The organism is Caulobacter sp. FG121, from assembly GCF_057809815.1.
This window is the reverse complement of sequence record NZ_JBMDKR010000005.1, coordinates 112,639-130,966: the sequence shown is the minus strand read 5'-3', so window position 1 is coordinate 130,966 and position 18,328 is coordinate 112,639. Positions and strand designations below refer to the sequence as shown.

Below are 18,328 nucleotides of genomic sequence, written 5' to 3'. Positions count from 1 at the left end.
CGCGCCATCTTCCGCTACCCCTCGCAACTCCCTCTCCACCATGCTCCGCATGGTCCCCCTCCCCCTCCGGGGGAGGAATGAGACTGATACGGATCGTCTGTCGTCAAACCGACGTGTAGGGTGATTATGGTCCGTCCGCGGTTGGACCCGGGAGACAGACGATGGGCAAGGACAAGGCCGGCAAGCGCGGCGTGGCGACGGAGGCCTCCGTTGGCCACCTTCTTCATCGCGCGGCGCAGCGCGCACTCGATTTCTATGCGGAAGAAGGCGGCGCCGGCGGCGTGACACAGCGTCAGCACGCGGTGCTGATGGCGGTCGCCGCCAAGGAAGGCGCGGCCCAGGCCGACCTGGTCGCCGCGACCGGCGTCGACCGCTCGACCCTCGCCGACATGATCGCCCGGATGCTCGACAAGGGCCTGCTGGCCCGCGAGCGCTCCGCCGCCGACGCCCGGGCCAACGCGGTCCACCTGACCGACGCGGGCCGGGCGGCGCTGGCCGAGATCGGGCCCCGCGCCGACGCCGCTGACGCCCGCCTGCTGGCCCTGCTGCCCAAGGGCAAGCGCGCCGCCTTCCTCGAGGCGCTGGCCGCGCTGTCGTCCGACGCTCCGCCCAAGCCGAAAAAGGTCAAGGCGCCGAAGGCCGACAAGCCGGTGAAGGCCCCGAAAGCGGCCAAACCCGAGAAGAAGAAAAAGAAGAAGAAGGGCGAAGCGGTCGCGCCGGAATAGGGCGTTGCGCTCATAGGTCGTCATCGTCGGACTTGTTCCGACGACCCAAGGCCTTGTCAGGGACAGTTTCCCTCCTGCACCACCGAGATCATGGGTCCTCGCGACAAGCGCGAGGATGACGGTGCTTAAACCCGGATATCCAGCAACGAGCCGGGGCGCAGAATGCGTGTCGGTTGCTCGGACGGCTGGGCCGTCGGCATGCGCTGGACCGGCTGCGGCGCAGCCTGGGTCTGGGCAGCCGCGGCACGCACCGGGGTCGTCGGCGCCTGGGCCTGCTGCGGCGCCCCCGTGGCCTTGCCGAGGGCCGCGTCGAAGAAGGCCCGCTGTGCGCCCGACTTGGCAGGCCCACCGCCCTGACCGGGCGGCGGAATGTTGGCCCATACGTTGGGGCGGACAGGATTCACGGGCGTCTCGGCGCTATGGTTAACGAGACCGTAAAATGCCCCGTCGTGGTTAACGCCGCGTTGCCGCGATGATCGCCAGCTCGGCGTCCGGCGTAAGCTGGCCCGTGTATTTGGCGGTGATCAGGCCCGTCGCATCGACGAGATAGCTCTCCGGCACGCCGGTCAGGCCGAACTCGAGTCCCGCGCGGCCGTCGCGATCGAGCAGATGGACCGCGAACGGATCGCCGACCCGTCCGAGGAAGGCGCGATTGTTGTCCGGCGCATCCTTGTAGCCGACGCCGATGATCGTGACGCCCTGGGCCTTGAGCCGCATCAGGGCCGGGGCCTCCAGCTCGCAGGGCGCGCACCAGGAGGCGTAGAAGTTGATCAGCACCGGACCCGGCGCGGCCTGACGGATCGGGACCGTCTGACCGGTCTCCAGGCGCGGCAGGCTGACGTCCGGTGCGGGCCGGCCGACGAGCGCGGCCGGCTGGACATGCGGATCGCGCTTGAGCGAGTAGCTGACGAACAGCACCGCCAGCAGCGCCAGCACCACCAGCGGCGCGAAGGCGAGGACGCGTTTCACGACTTCGCCCGGGTGCGCGCCTCGACCTCGCGCTTCCACCGACGAGCGCGGGCGAGGCTGTCGGCGATCATCCAGCCGAACGCCAGGGCGGTGATCGCGAAGGCCGGCCAGACGTAGGCGGCGTATTTTCCGGCGTCGAAATCAAACATGGCCGTCAGCTCTCCGCCGCCTGCAGGGCCAGCACCGCCGCGCGGCGACGCCAGACCTCGGCCCGGATGCGCACCAGCCACAGCGACCCGAAGGCCGAGGTGTAGCCGAGCGCCATCAGCGCCATGGGAATGAGATAGGACGGCGGCAGGCGGTTCTCGGCCTTGGCCGCGAACACCGTCGCACCCTGGTGCAGGCTGTTCCACCATTCGACCGAGAAGTGGATCACCGGCAGGTTCACGAGACCCACGAGGGCCAGGATGGCGGCCGCGCGGCCGGCCTTGGTCTCGTCGTCGATCGCCGCGCGCAGGGCCATGTAGCCGAGCCAGAACAGGAACAGCACCAGCACCGAGGTCAGACGGGCGTCCCAGACCCACCAGGTTCCCCACATCGGCTTGCCCCACAGGGAGCCGGTGACCAGGGCGAGCGCGGTGAAGGCGGCGCCCAGCGGGGCGCAGGCGCGTGCGGCGGCGTCGGCCAGGGCGTGTCGGTAGACGAGCGAAAGGAAACTGGCGACGCCTAGGCAGAGGTAGCTGAACATGGCCATGTAGGCGGCCGGAACATGGATGAACATGATCCGGACGGTATCGCCCTGCTGGTAGTCCTCAGGGGCGATGAAGGTGAACCAGAGACCTGCCGCGACCAGCAGGGCCGCCAGCGCGCCAAACGCCGGCGCGGCCCTTCGCGAGAAGGCCATGAACCGGTCCGGGTTGGCGAGAAAGGCGAACATGCCCGCCGACTACTCTTCGCGAGGCCGGCGGGCAAGCTGTGGCGACTACTGACCGCCGTCGTCGTCGCCGTCGACTTCGATCTCGAAGCCCTCATCGTCGTCCTGGCCGTCGATGATGAAGACACCACCGCCCGGCGCGCCGGCCGCCCCGGGGCCGCCCGGATGCATGACGCGCACCCGGCGCTCCATGCCCGGGCCGCGCATGCCGCCCATCCGGCCCATTCGCATGCCTGGACCATGCATCGGGCCCATGCCCTGATGCAGGGCGTCGAACGCCGTCTTCTGCGAGGGCGTCAGCTGGCCGTAGAAGGCGCGGATGGCGTCGTTGTGCTTTTTGAACATCGCCTGATGCTCGGCCATCATCTTCTCGGCCATGGCCAGACGTTCCGGCGTGGTCTTCGGCATGTCCATCGGCTTGGGCGGGGCGGCGCCTTCGGCCGGCGGCGCCGGGGGCGTCATGGCGGCGAGGAACGCCTTCAGCGCGCCTTCCTGATCCGGGCGCAGCTGCAGGATGTCGCGCATGTGCTGGGCGTGCTTCTCCGGGTCCATCGGACCGTGCATGCCAGGCATGCCGCCCATCCCGGGTCCGTGCATGCCGGGACCGCCCGGGCCGCCCATGACCACGACGCGACGCTCGACCTGGGGCGCGTCATGGTCGTGGGCAGGCGGCGTCTGCGCCGAGGCGGCGGCGGTCAGGCCGAGGGTCAGGACGCCGGCCATCAGGGCGACGCGGGTGAAGTTCGAAGTCATGGGATTGCTCTCCAATCCGGTTGGTGCAGCCCGCTGTATGGATGCGTCGTGTGGCCGGCGTTTGTCTGAAGAACACCGGTTTGTTTCAGACCTGTCGCAGATCAGTCCAGCGCATTGCGGCAGGCGGCGGCCATCGCCAGCGGGCTGAGGGCCACGGCGGCTGCCGCCCAGCCGCAAAGCAGCAGCAGCCCGGAGGTTCCGCCCGTCGCCGAAGCGGCCTGGGCCAGAGCCCCGCCGCCGAAGATCACCGGCGGCGCGAACAGGGGCAGGACGATCACGGCGATCAACACCCCGCCCCGACGGCTGCCCAGGGTCAGGGCCGCGCCCATGCCGCCGACGAAGGCGAACGCCAGTCCACCGACAAGCGCGCAGAGCAGGATGACCGGCGCCAACGCGGCCGGAGCCCCGAGCATCAGGGCCGCGACAGGCGCCGCGAACGCCAGCGGCAGACCCGTCGCCAGCCATTGGGCCAGCGCCTTGACCGCGCAGACGGCTTCCAGCCCGGGCTCGCCGAGCGCCAGCAGGTCCAGCGCGCCGTCCTCGAAGTCGCGCTCGAACAGGCGCTCGAGCGAGAGCAGCGAGGCCAGGGCCAGGGCCAGCCAGGCGATCCCGGGGGCTATGACCGCCAGCCGGGCCGGTTCGGGTCCAATCGCCAACGGCAGGAGAGTCGTCACGCCGGCGTAGAAGGCCAGCGCCGGCAAGGGGCCACCACCGCGACCCCAGGCCAGCGCCAGCTCGCGACGCAGCAGGACGATGAGCGGGCTCAAGCGCCGATCTCCACCGCTCGCGCCGGCACCGGCAGAGGATCGTGCACGGCCGCCAGCAGCATGCCGCCGCCGGCCAGATGATCCTTCAGCAGGCCGCCGATGCGTTCGCGCCAGACGCTGTCCAGCGGGGCCAGCGGTTCATCGAGCAGCCACAGGGCGCGCGGCGCCGCGATCAGCCGGGCCAGACCGACGCGGCGCCGCTGGCCGGCTGAGAGCTTGCGGACTTCCAGATCGAGCAGACGGCCAAGATCCAGGGCTTCGGCGGCGCGGGCCAGGCCGGCGTTGCCGCCGCCCGACCAACGGGCGGCGAACGCCAGTTCCTCTCGCGCGGTCCGGCCGCCCTTGAGGCCGTCGTAATGGCCGATCAGGTGCAGGTCCCGCGCCCGCGCCTCGTCAGCGTCGGCCGAGCCTTCGAACCGCACGGTACCTGCTTCCGGACGCAACAGGCCCGCGACCGCGCGCAGCAGACTGGTCTTGCCCGCGCCGTTGCGACCGACCAGGGCGATGGCCTCGCCGGCAGAGGCCCTGAACGACAGATGTTCGAACAGGAGACGCTCGCCGCGGCGGATCGCAAGGTCTTCGACAGCCAGTCCTGAAATCATCGCAAGTCCCCGGGACGGGTCGAAAAGTCCCTGACGCGGGCATGGACGGATGGCGCGACCGGGCGTATGCAGCGCGCCATCGGCCCCGCGCGTCCGCGCGCGGAGATACGCCGCGCCGGGGGGGACGCTGTGAGTCCTTTCCGAGCGCGCGATCCCGGAAGTGGTTTTCGGGCGGCCGAGAACAGGAAAGGACTCCCCCACATGGCGTCTATCGACAGCTTGCATACCCGCCGGACCCTCGCGGTCGGCGGCACGAGTTACGTCTACTACAGCCTGAGCGCGGCGGAAGACGCCGGTCTGAAAGGCGTGAGCCGCCTGCCCGTGTCAATGAAGGTTCTGCTCGAGAACCTGCTGCGCAACGAAAACGGCGGCGACACCACCGAAGGCGACCTGAAGGCCGTCGCGGCCTGGGTCGACAACAAGGGCAGCGTCGAACACGAGATCAGCTTCCGCCCGGCGCGGGTGCTGATGCAGGACTTCACCGGCGTGCCGGCCGTCGTCGACCTGGCCGCCATGCGTGACGCCATGAACGTGCTGGGCGCGGACCCGACCAAGATCAACCCGCTGATCCCTGTCGATCTGGTCATCGACCACTCGGTGATGGTGGACTTCTTCGGCACCGCCAAGAGCTACGGCGAGAACGTCGACCGCGAGTACGAGCGCAACATCGAGCGCTACCGTTTCCTGCGCTGGGGCTCCTCGGCGTTCAACAACTTCCGCGTGGTGCCCCCGGGCACCGGCATCTGCCACCAGGTGAACCTGGAATACCTGGCCCAGACCGTCTGGACCGCGCCGGACGCCGGCCATCCCGAACATGACGTCGCCTATCCCGACACCGTGGTCGGCACCGACTCGCACACGACCATGGTCAACGGCCTGTCGGTTCTGGGCTGGGGCGTCGGCGGCATCGAAGCCGAGGCCGCCATGCTCGGCCAGGCCATCCCGATGCTGATCCCGGAAGTGATCGGCTTCCGCCTGACCGGCGCCCTGCCGGAAGGCGCGACCGCCACCGACCTGGTGCTGACCGTCACCCAGATGCTGCGCAAGAAGGGCGTCGTCGGCAAGTTCGTCGAGTTCTTCGGCAACGGTCTGGCCAACCTGACCATCGAGGACCAGGCGACCATCGCCAACATGGCCCCCGAATACGGCGCCACCTGCGGCTTCTTCCCGATCAGCCAGTCGACGATCGACTATCTGCGCGCCACCAACCGTGACGCCCAGCGCGTCAATCTGGTGGAAGCCTACGCCAAGGCCCAGGGCCTGTGGTTCGACCCGGAAGCCGAAGAGCCCGTCTTCACCGACGTCCTGGAACTGGCGCTGGACGACGTGCTGCCCTCGCTGGCCGGCCCCAAGCGTCCGCAGGACCGCGTGCTGCTCAGCGACTCCGCAGCCGCCTTTGAAACCGCGCTCGGCGACGAGTTCGGCAAGAAGGAACAGACCGACCGCCGCGTGGCTGTCGCCGGCGAGACCTTCGACGTCGGCCACGGCGACGTGGTCATCGCGGCCATCACCAGCTGCACCAACACCTCCAACCCCAGCGTCCTGATCGCCGCCGGCCTGCTGGCCAAGAACGCGGTGGCCAAGGGCCTGAAGGTGAAGCCCTGGGTAAAGACCTCGCTGGCCCCCGGCTCGCAGGTCGTCACCGACTACCTGGCCAAGGCCGGTCTGACCAAGTCGCTCGACGCGCTCGGTTTCAACCTGGTCGGCTACGGCTGCACGACCTGCATCGGCAACTCCGGCCCGCTGCCCGACGCGATCAGCGCCGCGGTCAACGAGGGCGATCTGGTCGCCTGCTCGGTGCTGTCCGGCAACCGCAACTTCGAAGGCCGGGTGAACCCGGACGTGCGCGCCAACTACCTGGCCTCGCCCCCGCTGGTCGTGGCCTACGCGCTTGCCGGTACGATGCGTATCGACCTGACCAAGGAGCCGATCGGTCAGGACAAGAAGGGCAATGACGTCTTCCTGAAGGACATCTGGCCGACCTCGAAGGACATCGCCGACCTGCAGCGCAAGTCGGTGACCAGCGAGATGTTCGCCAAACGCTACGGCGACGTGTTCAAGGGCGACAAGAACTGGCAGGCCATCAAGGTCGAGGGCGGCCAGACCTACGCCTGGGACATGGGCTCGACCTACGTCCAGAACCCGCCCTACTTCGAGGGCATGTCGATGACGCCTTCGGCGGTGAAGGACATCATCGAGGCCCGCGTGCTCGGCGTGTTCGGCGACTCCATCACGACCGACCACATCAGCCCGGCCGGCTCGATCAAGAAGACCTCGCCCGCCGGCGAGTATCTGCTGCAGCGTCAGGTCCGCTTCGAGGACTTCAACGGCTACGGCAGCCGTCGCGGCAACCACGAGGTGATGATGCGCGGCACGTTCGCCAACATCCGCATCCGCAACAAGATCACGCCGGACATCGAAGGCGGCGTGACCAAGCACTTCCCGTCGGGCGAGGTCATGTCGATCTATGACGCCGCCATGCGCTACGAGAGCGAGGGCCGTCCGGCCGTCGTCTTCGCGGGCAAGGAATACGGCACCGGTTCGTCGCGCGACTGGGCGGCCAAGGGCGCCAAGCTACTCGGCGTTCGCGCCGTCATCGCCGAGACCTTCGAGCGCATCCACCGCTCGAACCTCGTTCAGATGGGCGTGCTGCCGCTGCAGTTCCTGTCGGACGGCTGGCAGCGCCTGGGCCTGACGGGCGAGGAGATCGTCTCGATCCGCGGCCTGCAGGACCTGTCGCCGCGCAAGCAGCTGATCGTCGAGCTCTATCGTCCGTCGGACGGCCGCATCGCCCGCTTCCCGGTGCGCTGCCGCATCGATGGCCCGACCGAGCTGGAATACTTCCAGAACGGCGGCGTGCTGAACTACGTGCTACGCAACCTCGCCGGCCCGACGGGTTAAGACCTGTGGATGCTCCCCCCTTGGGGGAGCTGTCCGCCCCCGGGTCCGGCCTTTGGCCGGCCGGAGGATAAACTCCACGGACTGAGGGGGTCCTCCCAGACCTGCGCGGACCCCCTCCGTCTCGCCTCCGGCGAGCCACCTCCCCCGATGGGGAGGATCACTTCACGGCCTCGTGAAACGCGCGGCCGGTCCATCTCCGATTAAGTGCGCCGCGATGCGGAAAGCTTTTCTCGCCCTCCTTTTGTTGCTGCTGTCGCCGACGGCCTCGCCTGCCCAGGCGCGGCCGGCTGTCGTCGTCGAGCTGTTCACGGCCCAGGGCTGCTCGTCCTGCGTGGCCGCCAACGCCATGGTCGGCGAGCTGGCGGAGCGACCCGACGTCCTGGCCCTGACGTTCGCGGTCGACTACTGGGACTATCTCGGCTGGCCCGACACCTTCGCCAAACCTGAGTTCACAGATCGCCAGAGGGCCTATGCCCGCAAACTGGCCCTGCGTGAGGTCTATACGCCACAGGTGGTCGTCGGCGGTCGTGCGCAGGCCTCCGCCGTCAAGAGCGACGCCGTCGATGTGCTGCTGGCGGCGGCCCTGAAGTCTCCAGGCCATCCCCCCGACATGCTGTTCATCGGCAACCGACGCGTCGCGGTCGGCTCCGGCCCCGCGCCGCGCACCGGAGCCGACGTCTGGCTGGTGCGCTATGATCCGCGTTCGCTGGAGATCACCCCCAAGCGCGGCGACAACAAGGGTCAGGCCCTGGTCCAGCGCAATGTCGTCCGCGAGATCGTCCGCATCGGCGGCTGGCGCGGCCGACCGACCGCCTATCGCATCCCGGCGACAAAGCTGGAGGGCCTGGCCATGGCCGTGATCGTCCAGGCCCCGAAGGGCGGGAAGATCCTCGGCGTGGCGGTGAAGCAATAGGCCGGGTTGCGTCCTTCGAGACGCGATCCTGAGGGATCGCTCCTCAGGATGACGAACACCTTAACCCGTCATGGTGAGGAGCGAGGCCCCAGCCGACCCCGGACCTGATCCGGGGCTCGAACCATGCAAACTACACCCGCAGCATCAGCCCGCCATCGACGCCCAGCGCCTGACCGGTGACGAAACCGCCGTCATCGGACGCAAGAAACAGCGCCGCGCGGGCGATGTCGATCGGCTGGCCGAGACGCTTCAGCGCGGCCTTCTTCGCCCACAGGGCGGCGATCTCGTCGTGCTGGAAGCTGGCCGCCGTCATTCCGGTGGCGATGGCCCCCGGCAGAATGGCGTTGGCGGTCACGCCCTGACGGCCGAGTTCGAGGGCGAAGGTTCGCATCATCCCGACCACCCCGGCCTTGGAGGCGGAATAGGCCACCAGGCCGTTGTCGGTGTGCCTGGCCATGATCGAGGCGGTGAAGATCAGCCGGCCGACGCCCGACTTCACCAGATGCGGCACGGCCTCACGACTGATGCGGAAGGCGGCGCGCAGGTTGACGGATATCTGGCGGTCGAACGCCTCGTCGCTGGTCTCACCCACCGGCGTGGAGCCTGAGACCCCGGCATTGTTGTAGACGATGTCCAGCCCGCCGAAGGCGTCGACGGCCTTCGCCACGATGGCGCCCGGCGCGGCGTCCTCGCTGATGTCCTGGCCGAAGGGGACGATGGCCGGGTTGTCGAAGGTCAGGTCAGCGGTGGGCCGGTCGACGGCAAGGACCCGGGCGCCCTCGCTGGCGAACAGTTCGGCGCTGGCCCGGCCGATGCCGCTGGCCGCGCCGGTGACGATGGCCCGACGGCCTTCAAGTCTGCCCATGGTCGATCCGCCCTGTCCGTTGTGCTTTGGACAAAAGGAAACCCCCGCTGCCGGAGGGGAAGGCAACGGGGGTTCATTCAGGAGAGGGGTTTAGAGTGTCGGCCGATCCGAAGCCCGCGATCCAGGGGGGGCTGGGGGGGCTGTTCAGGATCCGGGACCTGCGAGGCTTCTGACCGGCCGACAGTCAGAACTTGATGCCCGTTACAGGCGGGCCCGCGTCCGAAATGAGGTCATTTAAGGGCGCTGCGTGACCGACGTTCCACAATCCGGCGAACCGTGGCCATTCGGCGACGCCTCTCGCCAAACCGGCCGGTTTGGGTCTAGCCTGACGGGGCATGGCGTTCGATCCGACATATGCGCAACCGTCCGCCGCCGTCGTGTTTTTCGAGCGGCGCGAACTGGAGCGGCTGCTGCGGCTTTATGGGCGAATGGTCGCCGCCGGGGAGTGGCGCGACTACGCCATCGCCGGTCTATCGGAGAGCTGTGTGTTCAGCGTTTTCCGCCGCGCCTCGGAACAGCCGCTCTATCGCATCGAGAAGCGTCCGGCGCTGGCGCGCAAACAGGGTCAGTGGGCCGTGCTGACCCAGTCGGGCCATATCCTGAAGCGCGGCCACGAGCTGGAGCAGGTGCTCAAGGTGTTCGACAAGGGCCGCTTCACGGTCGTCGAGTAGGCAAGAAAAAGGCCCCGCCGGGTTCCCGACGGGGCCTGATCGATTCGGTTCTCAGCGATCGCTAGCTGCGACGGCCGCCCATGAAGGCGAGCAGGAACTGGAACAGGTTGATGAAGTCCAGATACAGGCTCAGCGCGCCCATATTGGTCGCAACGGCCATGCCCTCGCCACTGTCCTTGACCTGGTAGTAGGTCATCTTCAGCCGCTGGGTGTCGTAGGCGGTCAGGCCGGCGAAGATCAGCACGCCGACGACGTTGATGATCCAGTAGATGGCCGGCAGGTGCAGGAACATGTTGACCAGGCTGGCGATCACCAGGCCCCAGACGCCCATGATCAGGAAGCTGCCGAAGCCCGACAGGTCCTTCTTGGTCGTGTAGCCGACCAGGCTCAGCGCGCCGAAGGCGGTTGCCGTGATCAGGAAGGTCATGAACACCGAGGCGCCGGTATAGATCAGCAGCCAGATGCCCAGGCCCGCGCCGATCGCCGTGACGATCGACCAGTAGTAGATGCCTGAGCTGCGGGCGGTCATGTTGCGCATGCCGAACATGGCGACCAGCACCATGGCCAGCGGCGCGAAACGCACGATGTTGCCGAGCAGGGTGAAGCCGGCCAGCGCGCCTGTCGGCGTGGTGATATACAGCAGGCTGGTGATCGCGGGGATGCTCGACGTCGCGTAGGCCAGCACCGCCGACAGCAGCAGGCCCAGCGCCATCTTGTTGTAGACGCCGAGCATGAAGGCGCGGAGACCCGCGTCCATGGCCATGTCGGTCGCCTGCGGGATCGAGCGCGCAGGTCCGCGTCCGAAGTCGCTCATTGAAGTTGCCCTTTCCGTCGCGCCCATCGTGGACGCTTGCTGAATATCGGGAGTGCGAGCGCCGGGCGCAAGCGGTGAAGGCATAACGGTTCCGTCAGGCCCTATTCCGCCCGCAACACCGGAGCGGGGCGCTTCGACAGGGCCTGCATGGCTGCCAGCAATCCGCCCAGCGTGGCGAGGCCGACCGCGGCGCCCAGCAGGGTTCCGACGCCGGCCCAGTCAACGCTCCATTTTGCCTCGAACACCTTGACCACCACCGGCCAGGCGGCGGCGTAGCCGAGGGCCACCCCCGCCAGGCCAGCGATCAGCCCGACCGCGCCGTACTCGACACCGTAGGCCGTCAGGATCTGCAGGCGGGAGCCACCGAGCACCTTGAGCGTGGCGGCTTCGCGCGCCCGCGCCCTCGCTCCGGCGGCGATGGCTCCGGCCAGCACCAGCAGACCGGCGAGGGCCGCGACCGAGGCAGCGCCCTGGATGGCCAGCACCAGCCGGCCGAGCATTTCGGTGGCCGCCTCCAGCTGCTCGCGCACGCTGATCACATTGACCATCGGAAAGTCCTGGCCGAGCGCGCGGGTCACGGCGGCTCCCTGTGTGCGGTCGCCCTTGGCGATGGCGACTTGCGGCAGGACGGCGCCTTCCAGCGCTGCAGGATCGATGATGATCGGGAAGGCCGGCCCGAAACCGCCCCAGTCGACCTTGCGCAACGCGGCGACCTTCACGTCGAGCTCGCGCCCGAGGACATTGAGGGTGACGCTGTCGCCGACCTTCAGGCCCGCGCCGCGGGCGGCGTCGGCCTCCATGGCGATGACCGGTTCGCCGGCGTAGTCGGCGGGCCACCAGCGGCCTTCGAGGACGCCGGACTCCTTCGGCTCGGGACCGATGACGGAGATCTGGATGTCGTTGTCATAGGCCCAGCGCTCGCTGTCCTTGATTGCCTTGAGGTCGACCAGCTCGCCCTTCACGCGGGTGATGCGGCCGGTGGTGAAGGGCGCGCGCAGCCAGTTGCGGTCAGTCAGGGGAACACCGAAGGCCCTGCCGACGGCGGTGTCGAACTCGGCGGCGCGGTCGCCTGGAATCTCGGTGAAGACCATGGCCGGGGCGGTTTTCGGCGCCACTTCGCTGACCTGGGCCAGCAGGCTGGACTGGATCAGCACGACGGCCGCCAGCAGGGCGACGCCGAGGCCAATGGCCGGAGCCGCCGTGCGGGCCGCGGAGCGGGGTCCGGCGAGGTTGGCGATGCCGATGCGCACAGCGCCGCTCGCGATGCCCCGCAGTCGTCCGGCCAGCAGGGCCGCGCCGCGTCCCAACGCCCAGAGCAGACCAAAAGCGAAGGCCACGCCGGCGATCATGATCCCGGCCGCCATCGGCGTGGGAGCCGTGACGATGGCCAGGGCGGCCAGACCGGCGCCGGCCAGCAGGGCGACGACCACCTCGGGTCCGAACGCCAGTCGGCCGGTCAGGTCGCGGCGGAACAGCGATGACGGCGGCGTCGCCCGCGCACGGGCCAGCGGGGCCAGGCTAAAGGCGGCGGCGGCGAGCAGGCCGAACAGCGCGGCCTTGAGCAGCGGCATCGGATAGACGGCGAACAGGGCCGGGACCGGCAACTGGTTCTTCGCAAGCTCGCCCAGCACCAGCGGCGCGACGGCGCCGACCGCGAGCCCGATCGCTACTCCCAGCGCCGACAGCACGGCGATCTGGATCAGGTAGAGGTTGCGGATCAGCGCGCCCTCCGCCCCCAACGCCTTGAGCACGGCGATCGAGGGCTTGCGCTGTTCGAGATAGGCCGAAACCGCGCCGGCCACGCCCAGTCCACCCGCAACCAGCGAGGCCAGGCCGATGAAGCCGAGGAAGTATTCCAGCTGGTCGATCAGCCGCTTGATGCCGCCGCCGGCGTCGTTGCGACCGCGCGCCTCGAAGCCGTCGGTCTTGAGGGTCTTTATCAGGCCGTCGATGCCGGCGTTGGTCGCGTACTGCGGTTTGAGCGCGATGCGCACCGCCTCGTTGGTGTTGGGCATGCCCGGCTGCAGAAAGCCGCCGTTCTGGACCGCCGCGAGCGTGGTCAGGACGCGCGGACCGAGGCCGAAGCCGCGTCCCAGCCGGTCGGGCTCCTGGACCAGGACCGCGCGGGCGATGAACGGGGCCTCGCCGATCAAGAACCGGTCGCCGAGCTTCAGGTGCAGCCGGTCGAGCAGGGCCTGTTCGACCACCGCGCCGGTGGCGTCGCCATCAGGCGCGAACGCCGCGGCCAGCGAGGGTGCGCCTCGCAGCTCGACCTTGCCGGCGAGCGGGTAGGTGTCAGAGACGCCGCGCAGTTCGACCAGCCGGCGGTCTCCGGACGGGGCCTCGGCCATGGCGGAGGCGGCGGCGGAGAAGGCGGTCTTGCCCAGCCCGTTGAAGCGCGACACCTCGGCCGGGGTGAACATCCGCCGGTCGATCGTCACACGCAGGTCGCCGCCGAGGATCTCGCGGGCCTGGACGGCGAGGCCGGCGCGAAAGGCCTCGGCCGTCGAGCCGGCGGCGGCGATGGCCGCGACGCCGAGCGCCAGACAGGCGAGGAAGATGCGGAAGCCGGCGACGCCGGACCGCAGTTCGCGCAGGGCGAAACGCAGCGAGAGGGGCATCAGGCGTCGCCGACGATCTGGCCGGCGGCCATGGTCACCTGACGGTCGGCGCGGGCGGCCAGGGCCGCGTCATGGGTCACCAGCACGAGGGCGGCGCGGGTCTCGGCGACGAGGTCGAACATCATGTCGGCGACGCCGGCGGCGTTGGCGGCGTCGAGGTTGCCGGTGGGCTCGTCGGCGAACAGCAGGGCGGGCTCGATGGCCAGGGCCCGGGCCAGGGCTACGCGCTGCTGCTCGCCGCCTGACAGCTGGGTCGGGTAGTGGCGCAGCCGTTCGCTGAGGCCCACGCGGGCCAGCCAGTCGCGGGCCGTCTTCGCGGCGCCGGCGATCCCGGCCAGCTCCAGCGGCGCGGCGACATTTTCCTCGGCGGTCATGTTGGGCAGCAGGTGGAAGGCCTGGAACACCAGCGAGACCTTGCCGCGCCGAAGCCGGGCCCGACCATCCTCACCCAGCGTCGCCAGGTCCTGGCCGAACAGCCGGACAACGCCGGATGTGGGCCGCTCGAGCCCGGCCGCCACCGCGATCAGCGACGACTTGCCCGAGCCTGACGGCCCGACCACCGCGACCCGCTCGCCGGCCGCGACCGACAGGCTGACGCCGCGCAGGATTTCCACCGGACCCGCAACGGACGGCAGCGTCAGGGTCACCGTTTCAAGCGTCAGCGGCGGGGGCGTCGGGGTGGCGTCAAACATGGCAGCGGGGGTCTTCTTCCGGAGGAGAAATGGCGCAGGGGCTGTTGGAGCTTGCCTCGTTCACCCTACATAGGGCGTAGCCATGGCCAGCACACCTTACGGACCCGTCACACGCCGCGTTTTCGGCGCCCTGATCCTCGGGGCCGCCGCCGCGCCCGCGCTGGCGGCCGGCAAGCCGCGCATCGTCACCATGCTCGGCGACTCGATCACCGCCGGCTATGGCCTGCCGGCCCGCGACGCCCTGCCCGCGCGGCTGGAGGCTGATCTGGCCAGACTGGCGCCGGGGACCCGCGTCCGCGCTGCCGGGGTCAGCGGTGACACCAGCGCCGGCGGCGCGGCCCGCGTCGACTTCAGCGTTCAGGCCGACACGGCCGTCTGCGTCGTGGCGCTCGGCGGCAACGATCTGCTGCAGGGGCTCGACCCGAAACAGACCAAGGCCAATCTCGACCGCATCATTCGCCGCCTTCAGGCGCGCAAGATCACCGTGGTTCTCGCCGGCCTGACCGCGCCGACGGCCATCGGCAGGAGCTATGCCCGCGAGTTCGGCGCCGTCTATCCGGCGCTGGCGGCGCAGCATCACGTGGCGCTCTATCCGAACCTGCTGGAAGGCGTGGCCGGCATTCCGCGTCTCAATCAGCGGGACGGCATCCATCCGAACGCCACGGGCGTCACCATCATCGCCGCCCGGCTCGCGCCGGTCGTGGCCAAGGCGCTGGCGGCCCGGAGATAAATTCAGGCGCATTGCGTGGTTCGAGACTCGATCCTGAAGGATCGCTCCTCACCATGACGGACATTTTGCAACACGGTTCGTCATCCTGAGGAGCGAGCCTCGCGAGAGTCTCGAAGGACACACCAACGGGGGATCCATGCAGTATTCGAAACTGGGCCGGACCGGCCTCGATGTCAGTCGCGTGTGCCTGGGCGCCATGACTTGGGGCTCGCAGAACACCGAGGCCGAGGCGCATGCCCAGATGGACTACGCGCTCGAGCGGGGCGTGACCTTCCGGGACCCGACCCAGTTGGCCCTGAAGTTCTGCGACAGCCGCCCGTTCGTCACCGCGACCATCATCGGCGCGACGTCGATGGCGCAGCTGAAGACCGACATCGACGCCTTCGACCTGACGTGGACGGAAAAGGCTCGACAAGGCCGTTGACGCGATCCACGTGCGGCGGCCCAATCCCTGCCCATGATCCGCCTGTTCGCCGCCATCGCCGTGCCCGAGGAGATCGGTGAGCCCCTGCTGCGCCGACAGCACGGTCTTCCCGGCGCGCGGTGGCGGCCGCTGGAAGCCCTGCACATCACGCTGCGGTTCTTCGGCGATGTGCAGGAGCGGGACGCCGAGGACCTCGATCTTGAGATAGAACGGATCACCAGCAGCCCGTTCGGCGTGACGCTGGAAAGCGTCGGCGCCTTCGGGGAGGGTTCGGACATTCATGCGGTCTGGGCCGGGGTGGCCAAGAGCGCGCCGCTGCGGATGCTGGCCGGACGCTGCGAGACCGCCGCGCGACGGGCGAAGCTGACCGCCGACAGCCGCGCCTATCGCCCGCATGTGACGCTGGCCTATCTGCGCCGGCCAGATCCGGCCGACGTGGCGAGCTGGATTCAGGCCAACAGCCTGCTGCGGTCGCCGGCCTTCGCCGTCGATCGCTTCGGCCTCTACTCAAGCCATCTGACCGGCGAAGGGTCGCGCTACGTGCTCGAGCGGGAATACCGGCTCTAGCGCGAGATCAGTTGGCGCCGTTCCAGATTTCCACGGTCGGGTTCTGCAGCACCCCGTCGCCGCCGGGCACGCCGGTGACCTTGTAGCCGAAGTTGCCGCTGCCGCCGCCGTTGTCGACCAGCAGGAAGACGATCTTGTTGGGCGGGACCGAGGTCAGCATCTTCACCTGGGTGAAGCCGCCGTCCGCGCCATTCACGAGGGGCTGGGTGTAGACCGTCCATCCCCCGGCGTTCGGCGCCGGAATGTCAGCCGCCGGCCGGCAGCCGAAGAACTTGATCGGGGCCTGGGTCGGATCGACTTCCCATGCGGACTCCGACAGGCACTTCGGATCGAGGATCACGCCCGCCGCGCCCATGGCCATGCCGGACTGGGCGGTCGAGACGGCGGGGGCGGCGCAGACCAGCGCGGCGACCGCGGCGAAAATCGGAAACTTCATGACTGTCTCTCCGAACCTCAGGACGCCGACATGACGCTGAGCGTGATGGTGTAGAGCTTCTGGGCCGGCGTCGGGTGGCAGCTGGCGTCAGGCTCATCGGCGTTGCAGACGCCGGCGGCGGTGTCGTAGCTGACGCTGACCGCCACAAGCTGGCCGTCCTTCTTGTAGCCCGCAGCGGTTCCGGTGGAGCCGTCAGCGTCCGCGCCCGGATCGCGGGTCCAGCCGGCGCCCAGCATCATCGCGTCGAGCTTGGCGGCGATCGCCTGGAATGAGCCGGGGAACACCGTGCCATCGCCGTTGAAGGCGATCTGGCAGCCCTGGACGTTGGCCATGCCGGGGTAGCCGACACTCGCCGGGCCGACCATGGCGCTGGTCCCGAGGACGGCGGTTGACGACGTGTAGAGCGAATTGCAGGTGGCCGAGACCGCCGCGCTCTGGGCGAGAGCCGCGGTCGGCGCGACCACCGGCAGGGTGAGGGCAAGCGCCGCGCAGGCGGCGAGGACGGCGATTGAGCGCATGGCAGTCTCCGGGTCAGGGCTTCCACAACGCGACCGGGATCGGTCGCCCTGTCGAAATCGGAGGCAGCCTAGACCGCTCCCGGGTTTCGCGGAACGGTGGTTTCCTCAATTCGGGTTACTTGAGACTGATGGCTTCCCAACCCGCTCGACCCTGCTATTGGTACATTTTGAAAAGCAACTGACTGGAGAGCATCATGGCCAGCGTCAGCTACATCACCGTTGGATCCAACGATCTTGAGACCGCCAAGGGCTTTTATGACGCCCTGCTTGGCTCCATCGGCATGAGGGGGGTGTTCGAGCACCCGAGCGGAGGGCGGCTCTATCGCGGCAAGGACGGCTGCCTGTTCGGCGTGCTGGGCCCTTATGACGGCGGGGCCGCGAGCGTCGGCAACGGCATGATGGGCGGATTCAGCTTCGACACCCGCGACGAGGTCTCTTCGTTTCACGCGAAAGCTCTGGAGCTGGGCGGCGCCTGCGAGGGGCCTCCCGGCGAGCGTATGGGCGGGTCGTGGTTCGCCTATTTCCGCGATCCGGACGGCAACAAGCTGTGCGGATTTACCTTCGCGAAGGGCTAAAGCCGGCCCGTGAACTCCAGCGTCACCGGGCCGGTCATGATCACGTGGCCGTCGGACTCGCGCCAGTCGATGTGCAGTTCGCCGCCGTCCATCTCGATGGTGGCTGAGCGGCCGGTCAGGCCGCGGCGGGCGCAGGCGACGAGGGCGGCGCAGGCGCCGGTGCCGCAGGCGAGGGTCATGCCCGCCCCGCGTTCCCAGACCCGCAGACGGATGCGGTCCGGGGCCTTCACGTAGGCAAAGCCGACGTTGACCCCTTCCGGAAACATGGGGTGGTGCTCGATCAGGCTGCCCGAGCCCTTGACCAGGGCCTCGCTCGGCTCCTCGTCGACGAAAAAGACCACGTGCGGATTGCCCATGTTGACCGCGCCCGGCGTGTGCAGGTGCGGCGCGTCGATCGGGCCGACCTGCAGCTCGATGCCCTTCGTATCCATCTCCTCGGCCAGGGGGATGTGATCCCAGCGGAGTTCCGGCGGCCCCATGTCGACAGAGACGCGCCTGTCTCCCAAGGCGCGGGTCGCGGCCAGAAGGCCGGCCCCGGTCTCGATGACGACATCATCGCGGCCAGCCGCCTCCATCAGCAGCCAGGCCACGCAGCGGGTGGCGTTGCCACAGGCGTCGACCTCGCCGCCGTCGGCGTTCCAGATGCGCATGAAGGCATCCGCGCGGGTGGTCGGCTCGATGCCGATCAGCTGGTCACAGCCGACGCCGTTGACCCGGTCCGCGATGGCGCGCGCCTCGTCCGGCGTCGGCCGGAAGGCTTCCCCACGCGCCTCGACCACGACGAAGTCGTTGCCAAGGCCGTTCATCTTGAGAAAGGGGCGGGACATGTCAGGGGAGATATAAGGGGCAAACGCCGCTGCCGCACCGTTGAATTCCATTCTTACAGACCGGTAATGTGCGCGGGGGTTGCC

21 protein-coding genes and 1 pseudogene are annotated in these 18,328 nt (G+C 69.0%); 8 read left to right on the top strand and 14 right to left on the bottom strand.

All coding sequences use genetic code 11. The features are described 5' to 3' along the window. The first annotated feature begins 161 nt into the window (after nt 1-161). Complete coding sequence (locus ACODSL_RS13945; protein ID WP_488901299.1) at nt 162-725, top strand: MarR family winged helix-turn-helix transcriptional regulator; 564 nt, start codon at nt 162-164, stop codon at nt 723-725. Between the two features lie 125 nt (nt 726-850). Here ACODSL_RS13945 and ACODSL_RS13940 read toward each other — a convergent pair whose 3' ends face one another. The 7 genes from ACODSL_RS13940 to ccmA all read right to left on the bottom strand — a co-directional run bounded on the left by ACODSL_RS13940 (nt 851) and on the right by ccmA (nt 4,690). Beyond that, nucleotides 851-1,129, bottom strand: a complete 279-nt coding sequence (locus ACODSL_RS13940) for a hypothetical protein (RefSeq protein ID WP_488901298.1) — start codon at nt 1,127-1,129, stop codon at nt 851-853. A gap of 49 nt (nt 1,130-1,178) precedes the next feature. Further along, complete coding sequence (locus ACODSL_RS13935; protein ID WP_488901297.1) at nt 1,179-1,694, bottom strand: DsbE family thiol:disulfide interchange protein; 516 nt, start codon at nt 1,692-1,694, stop codon at nt 1,179-1,181. Continuing rightward, nucleotides 1,691-1,843 carry a heme exporter protein CcmD gene (ccmD, locus tag ACODSL_RS13930; RefSeq protein WP_488901296.1) on the bottom strand — a complete coding sequence of 51 codons (153 nt, stop codon included), beginning with the start codon at nt 1,841-1,843 and terminating at the stop codon, nt 1,691-1,693. Before ccmD ends, ACODSL_RS13935 begins: the two co-directional genes overlap by 4 nt. A 5-nt stretch (nt 1,844-1,848) precedes the next feature. Beyond that, complete coding sequence (locus tag ACODSL_RS13925; protein WP_488901295.1) at nt 1,849-2,571, bottom strand: heme ABC transporter permease; 723 nt, start codon at nt 2,569-2,571, stop codon at nt 1,849-1,851. 45 nt (nt 2,572-2,616) lie between these two features. Continuing rightward, nucleotides 2,617-3,321 (bottom strand): Spy/CpxP family protein refolding chaperone, encoded by a 705-nt coding sequence (locus ACODSL_RS13920; protein ID WP_488901294.1) that lies wholly within the window; start codon nt 3,319-3,321, stop codon nt 2,617-2,619. 101 nt (nt 3,322-3,422) lie between these two features. Continuing rightward, a complete protein-coding gene (ccmB, locus tag ACODSL_RS13915; protein ID WP_488901293.1) occupies nt 3,423-4,088 on the bottom strand; it encodes a heme exporter protein CcmB in 666 nt (221 codons plus the stop codon). Then, entirely contained in the window at nt 4,085-4,690 is a 606-nt protein-coding gene (gene ccmA / locus ACODSL_RS13910; protein ID WP_488901292.1) for a heme ABC exporter ATP-binding protein CcmA, read from the bottom strand. Before ccmA ends, ccmB begins: the two co-directional genes overlap by 4 nt. Before the next feature lie 201 nt (nt 4,691-4,891). Between ccmA and acnA the strand changes: the two genes are divergently transcribed. Beyond that, a complete protein-coding gene (gene acnA / locus ACODSL_RS13905) occupies nt 4,892-7,591 on the top strand; it encodes an aconitate hydratase AcnA (protein WP_488901291.1) in 2,700 nt (899 codons plus the stop codon). A 214-nt stretch (nt 7,592-7,805) separates the two neighbouring features. Further along, a complete protein-coding gene (locus ACODSL_RS13900; protein WP_488901290.1) occupies nt 7,806-8,504 on the top strand; it encodes a DUF1223 domain-containing protein in 699 nt (232 codons plus the stop codon). A 130-nt stretch (nt 8,505-8,634) separates the two neighbouring features. Here the strand turns inward: ACODSL_RS13900 and ACODSL_RS13895 are convergent, their stop codons facing one another. Then, nucleotides 8,635-9,369, bottom strand: coding sequence for an SDR family NAD(P)-dependent oxidoreductase (locus ACODSL_RS13895; protein ID WP_488901289.1), 735 nt, complete (start codon nt 9,367-9,369; stop codon nt 8,635-8,637). Nucleotides 9,370-9,704: 335 nt separating this feature from the next. On the opposite strand from ACODSL_RS13895, the gene ACODSL_RS13890 reads away from it, so the two are divergent. Further along, on the top strand, nt 9,705-10,040 hold the full coding sequence (locus ACODSL_RS13890; protein ID WP_488901288.1) for a DUF2794 domain-containing protein: 336 nt from the start codon (nt 9,705-9,707) through the stop codon (nt 10,038-10,040). A 61-nt stretch (nt 10,041-10,101) separates the two neighbouring features. On the opposite strand, the gene ACODSL_RS13885 is transcribed toward ACODSL_RS13890, so the two are convergent. The 3 genes from ACODSL_RS13885 to ACODSL_RS13875 form a co-directional block, all read right to left on the bottom strand. Next, nucleotides 10,102-10,854 carry a Bax inhibitor-1/YccA family protein gene (locus ACODSL_RS13885; RefSeq protein ID WP_488901287.1) on the bottom strand — a complete coding sequence of 251 codons (753 nt, stop codon included), beginning with the start codon at nt 10,852-10,854 and terminating at the stop codon, nt 10,102-10,104. 101 nt (nt 10,855-10,955) lie between these two features. Then, nucleotides 10,956-13,475: an ABC transporter permease gene (locus ACODSL_RS13880; protein WP_488901286.1), complete on the bottom strand. Its 2,520-nt coding sequence runs from the start codon at nt 13,473-13,475 to the stop codon at nt 10,956-10,958. Then, nucleotides 13,475-14,167: an ABC transporter ATP-binding protein gene (locus ACODSL_RS13875; protein ID WP_488901285.1), complete on the bottom strand. Its 693-nt coding sequence runs from the start codon at nt 14,165-14,167 to the stop codon at nt 13,475-13,477. The genes ACODSL_RS13880 and ACODSL_RS13875 overlap by 1 nt, the downstream gene beginning before the upstream one ends. 82 nt (nt 14,168-14,249) lie before the next feature. Between ACODSL_RS13875 and ACODSL_RS13870 the strand changes: the two genes are divergently transcribed. The 3 genes and pseudogenes from ACODSL_RS13870 to thpR all read left to right on the top strand — a co-directional run bounded on the left by ACODSL_RS13870 (nt 14,250) and on the right by thpR (nt 15,888). Beyond that, nucleotides 14,250-14,897: an arylesterase gene (locus ACODSL_RS13870; protein ID WP_488901284.1), complete on the top strand. Its 648-nt coding sequence runs from the start codon at nt 14,250-14,252 to the stop codon at nt 14,895-14,897. 277 nt (nt 14,898-15,174) lie between these two features. Further along, nucleotides 15,175-15,358: pseudogene (locus tag ACODSL_RS13865) on the top strand (aldo/keto reductase); the annotation flags it as partial. Continuing rightward, nucleotides 15,355-15,888, top strand: a complete 534-nt coding sequence (thpR, locus tag ACODSL_RS13860; RefSeq protein WP_488901283.1) for an RNA 2',3'-cyclic phosphodiesterase — start codon at nt 15,355-15,357, stop codon at nt 15,886-15,888. The pseudogene ACODSL_RS13865 and the gene thpR, both read left to right, overlap by 4 nt. Nucleotides 15,889-15,895: 7 nt before the next feature. Here thpR and ACODSL_RS13855 read toward each other — a convergent pair whose 3' ends face one another. Both ACODSL_RS13855 and ACODSL_RS13850 read right to left on the bottom strand, forming a co-directional pair. Beyond that, nucleotides 15,896-16,324, bottom strand: a complete 429-nt coding sequence (locus tag ACODSL_RS13855; protein WP_488901282.1) for a hypothetical protein — start codon at nt 16,322-16,324, stop codon at nt 15,896-15,898. Nucleotides 16,325-16,341: 17 nt separating this feature from the next. Beyond that, entirely contained in the window at nt 16,342-16,842 is a 501-nt protein-coding gene (locus ACODSL_RS13850; protein WP_488901281.1) for a hypothetical protein, read from the bottom strand. A 194-nt stretch (nt 16,843-17,036) separates the two neighbouring features. On the opposite strand from ACODSL_RS13850, the gene ACODSL_RS13845 reads away from it, so the two are divergent. Further along, nucleotides 17,037-17,417 carry a VOC family protein gene (locus ACODSL_RS13845; RefSeq protein ID WP_488901280.1) on the top strand — a complete coding sequence of 127 codons (381 nt, stop codon included), beginning with the start codon at nt 17,037-17,039 and terminating at the stop codon, nt 17,415-17,417. Here the strand turns inward: ACODSL_RS13845 and dapF are convergent. Beyond that, nucleotides 17,414-18,244, bottom strand: coding sequence for a diaminopimelate epimerase (gene dapF, locus ACODSL_RS13840; protein WP_488901279.1), 831 nt, complete (start codon nt 18,242-18,244; stop codon nt 17,414-17,416). The genes ACODSL_RS13845 and dapF overlap by 4 nt on opposite strands. Between the last annotated feature and the right edge of the window lie 84 nt (nt 18,245-18,328).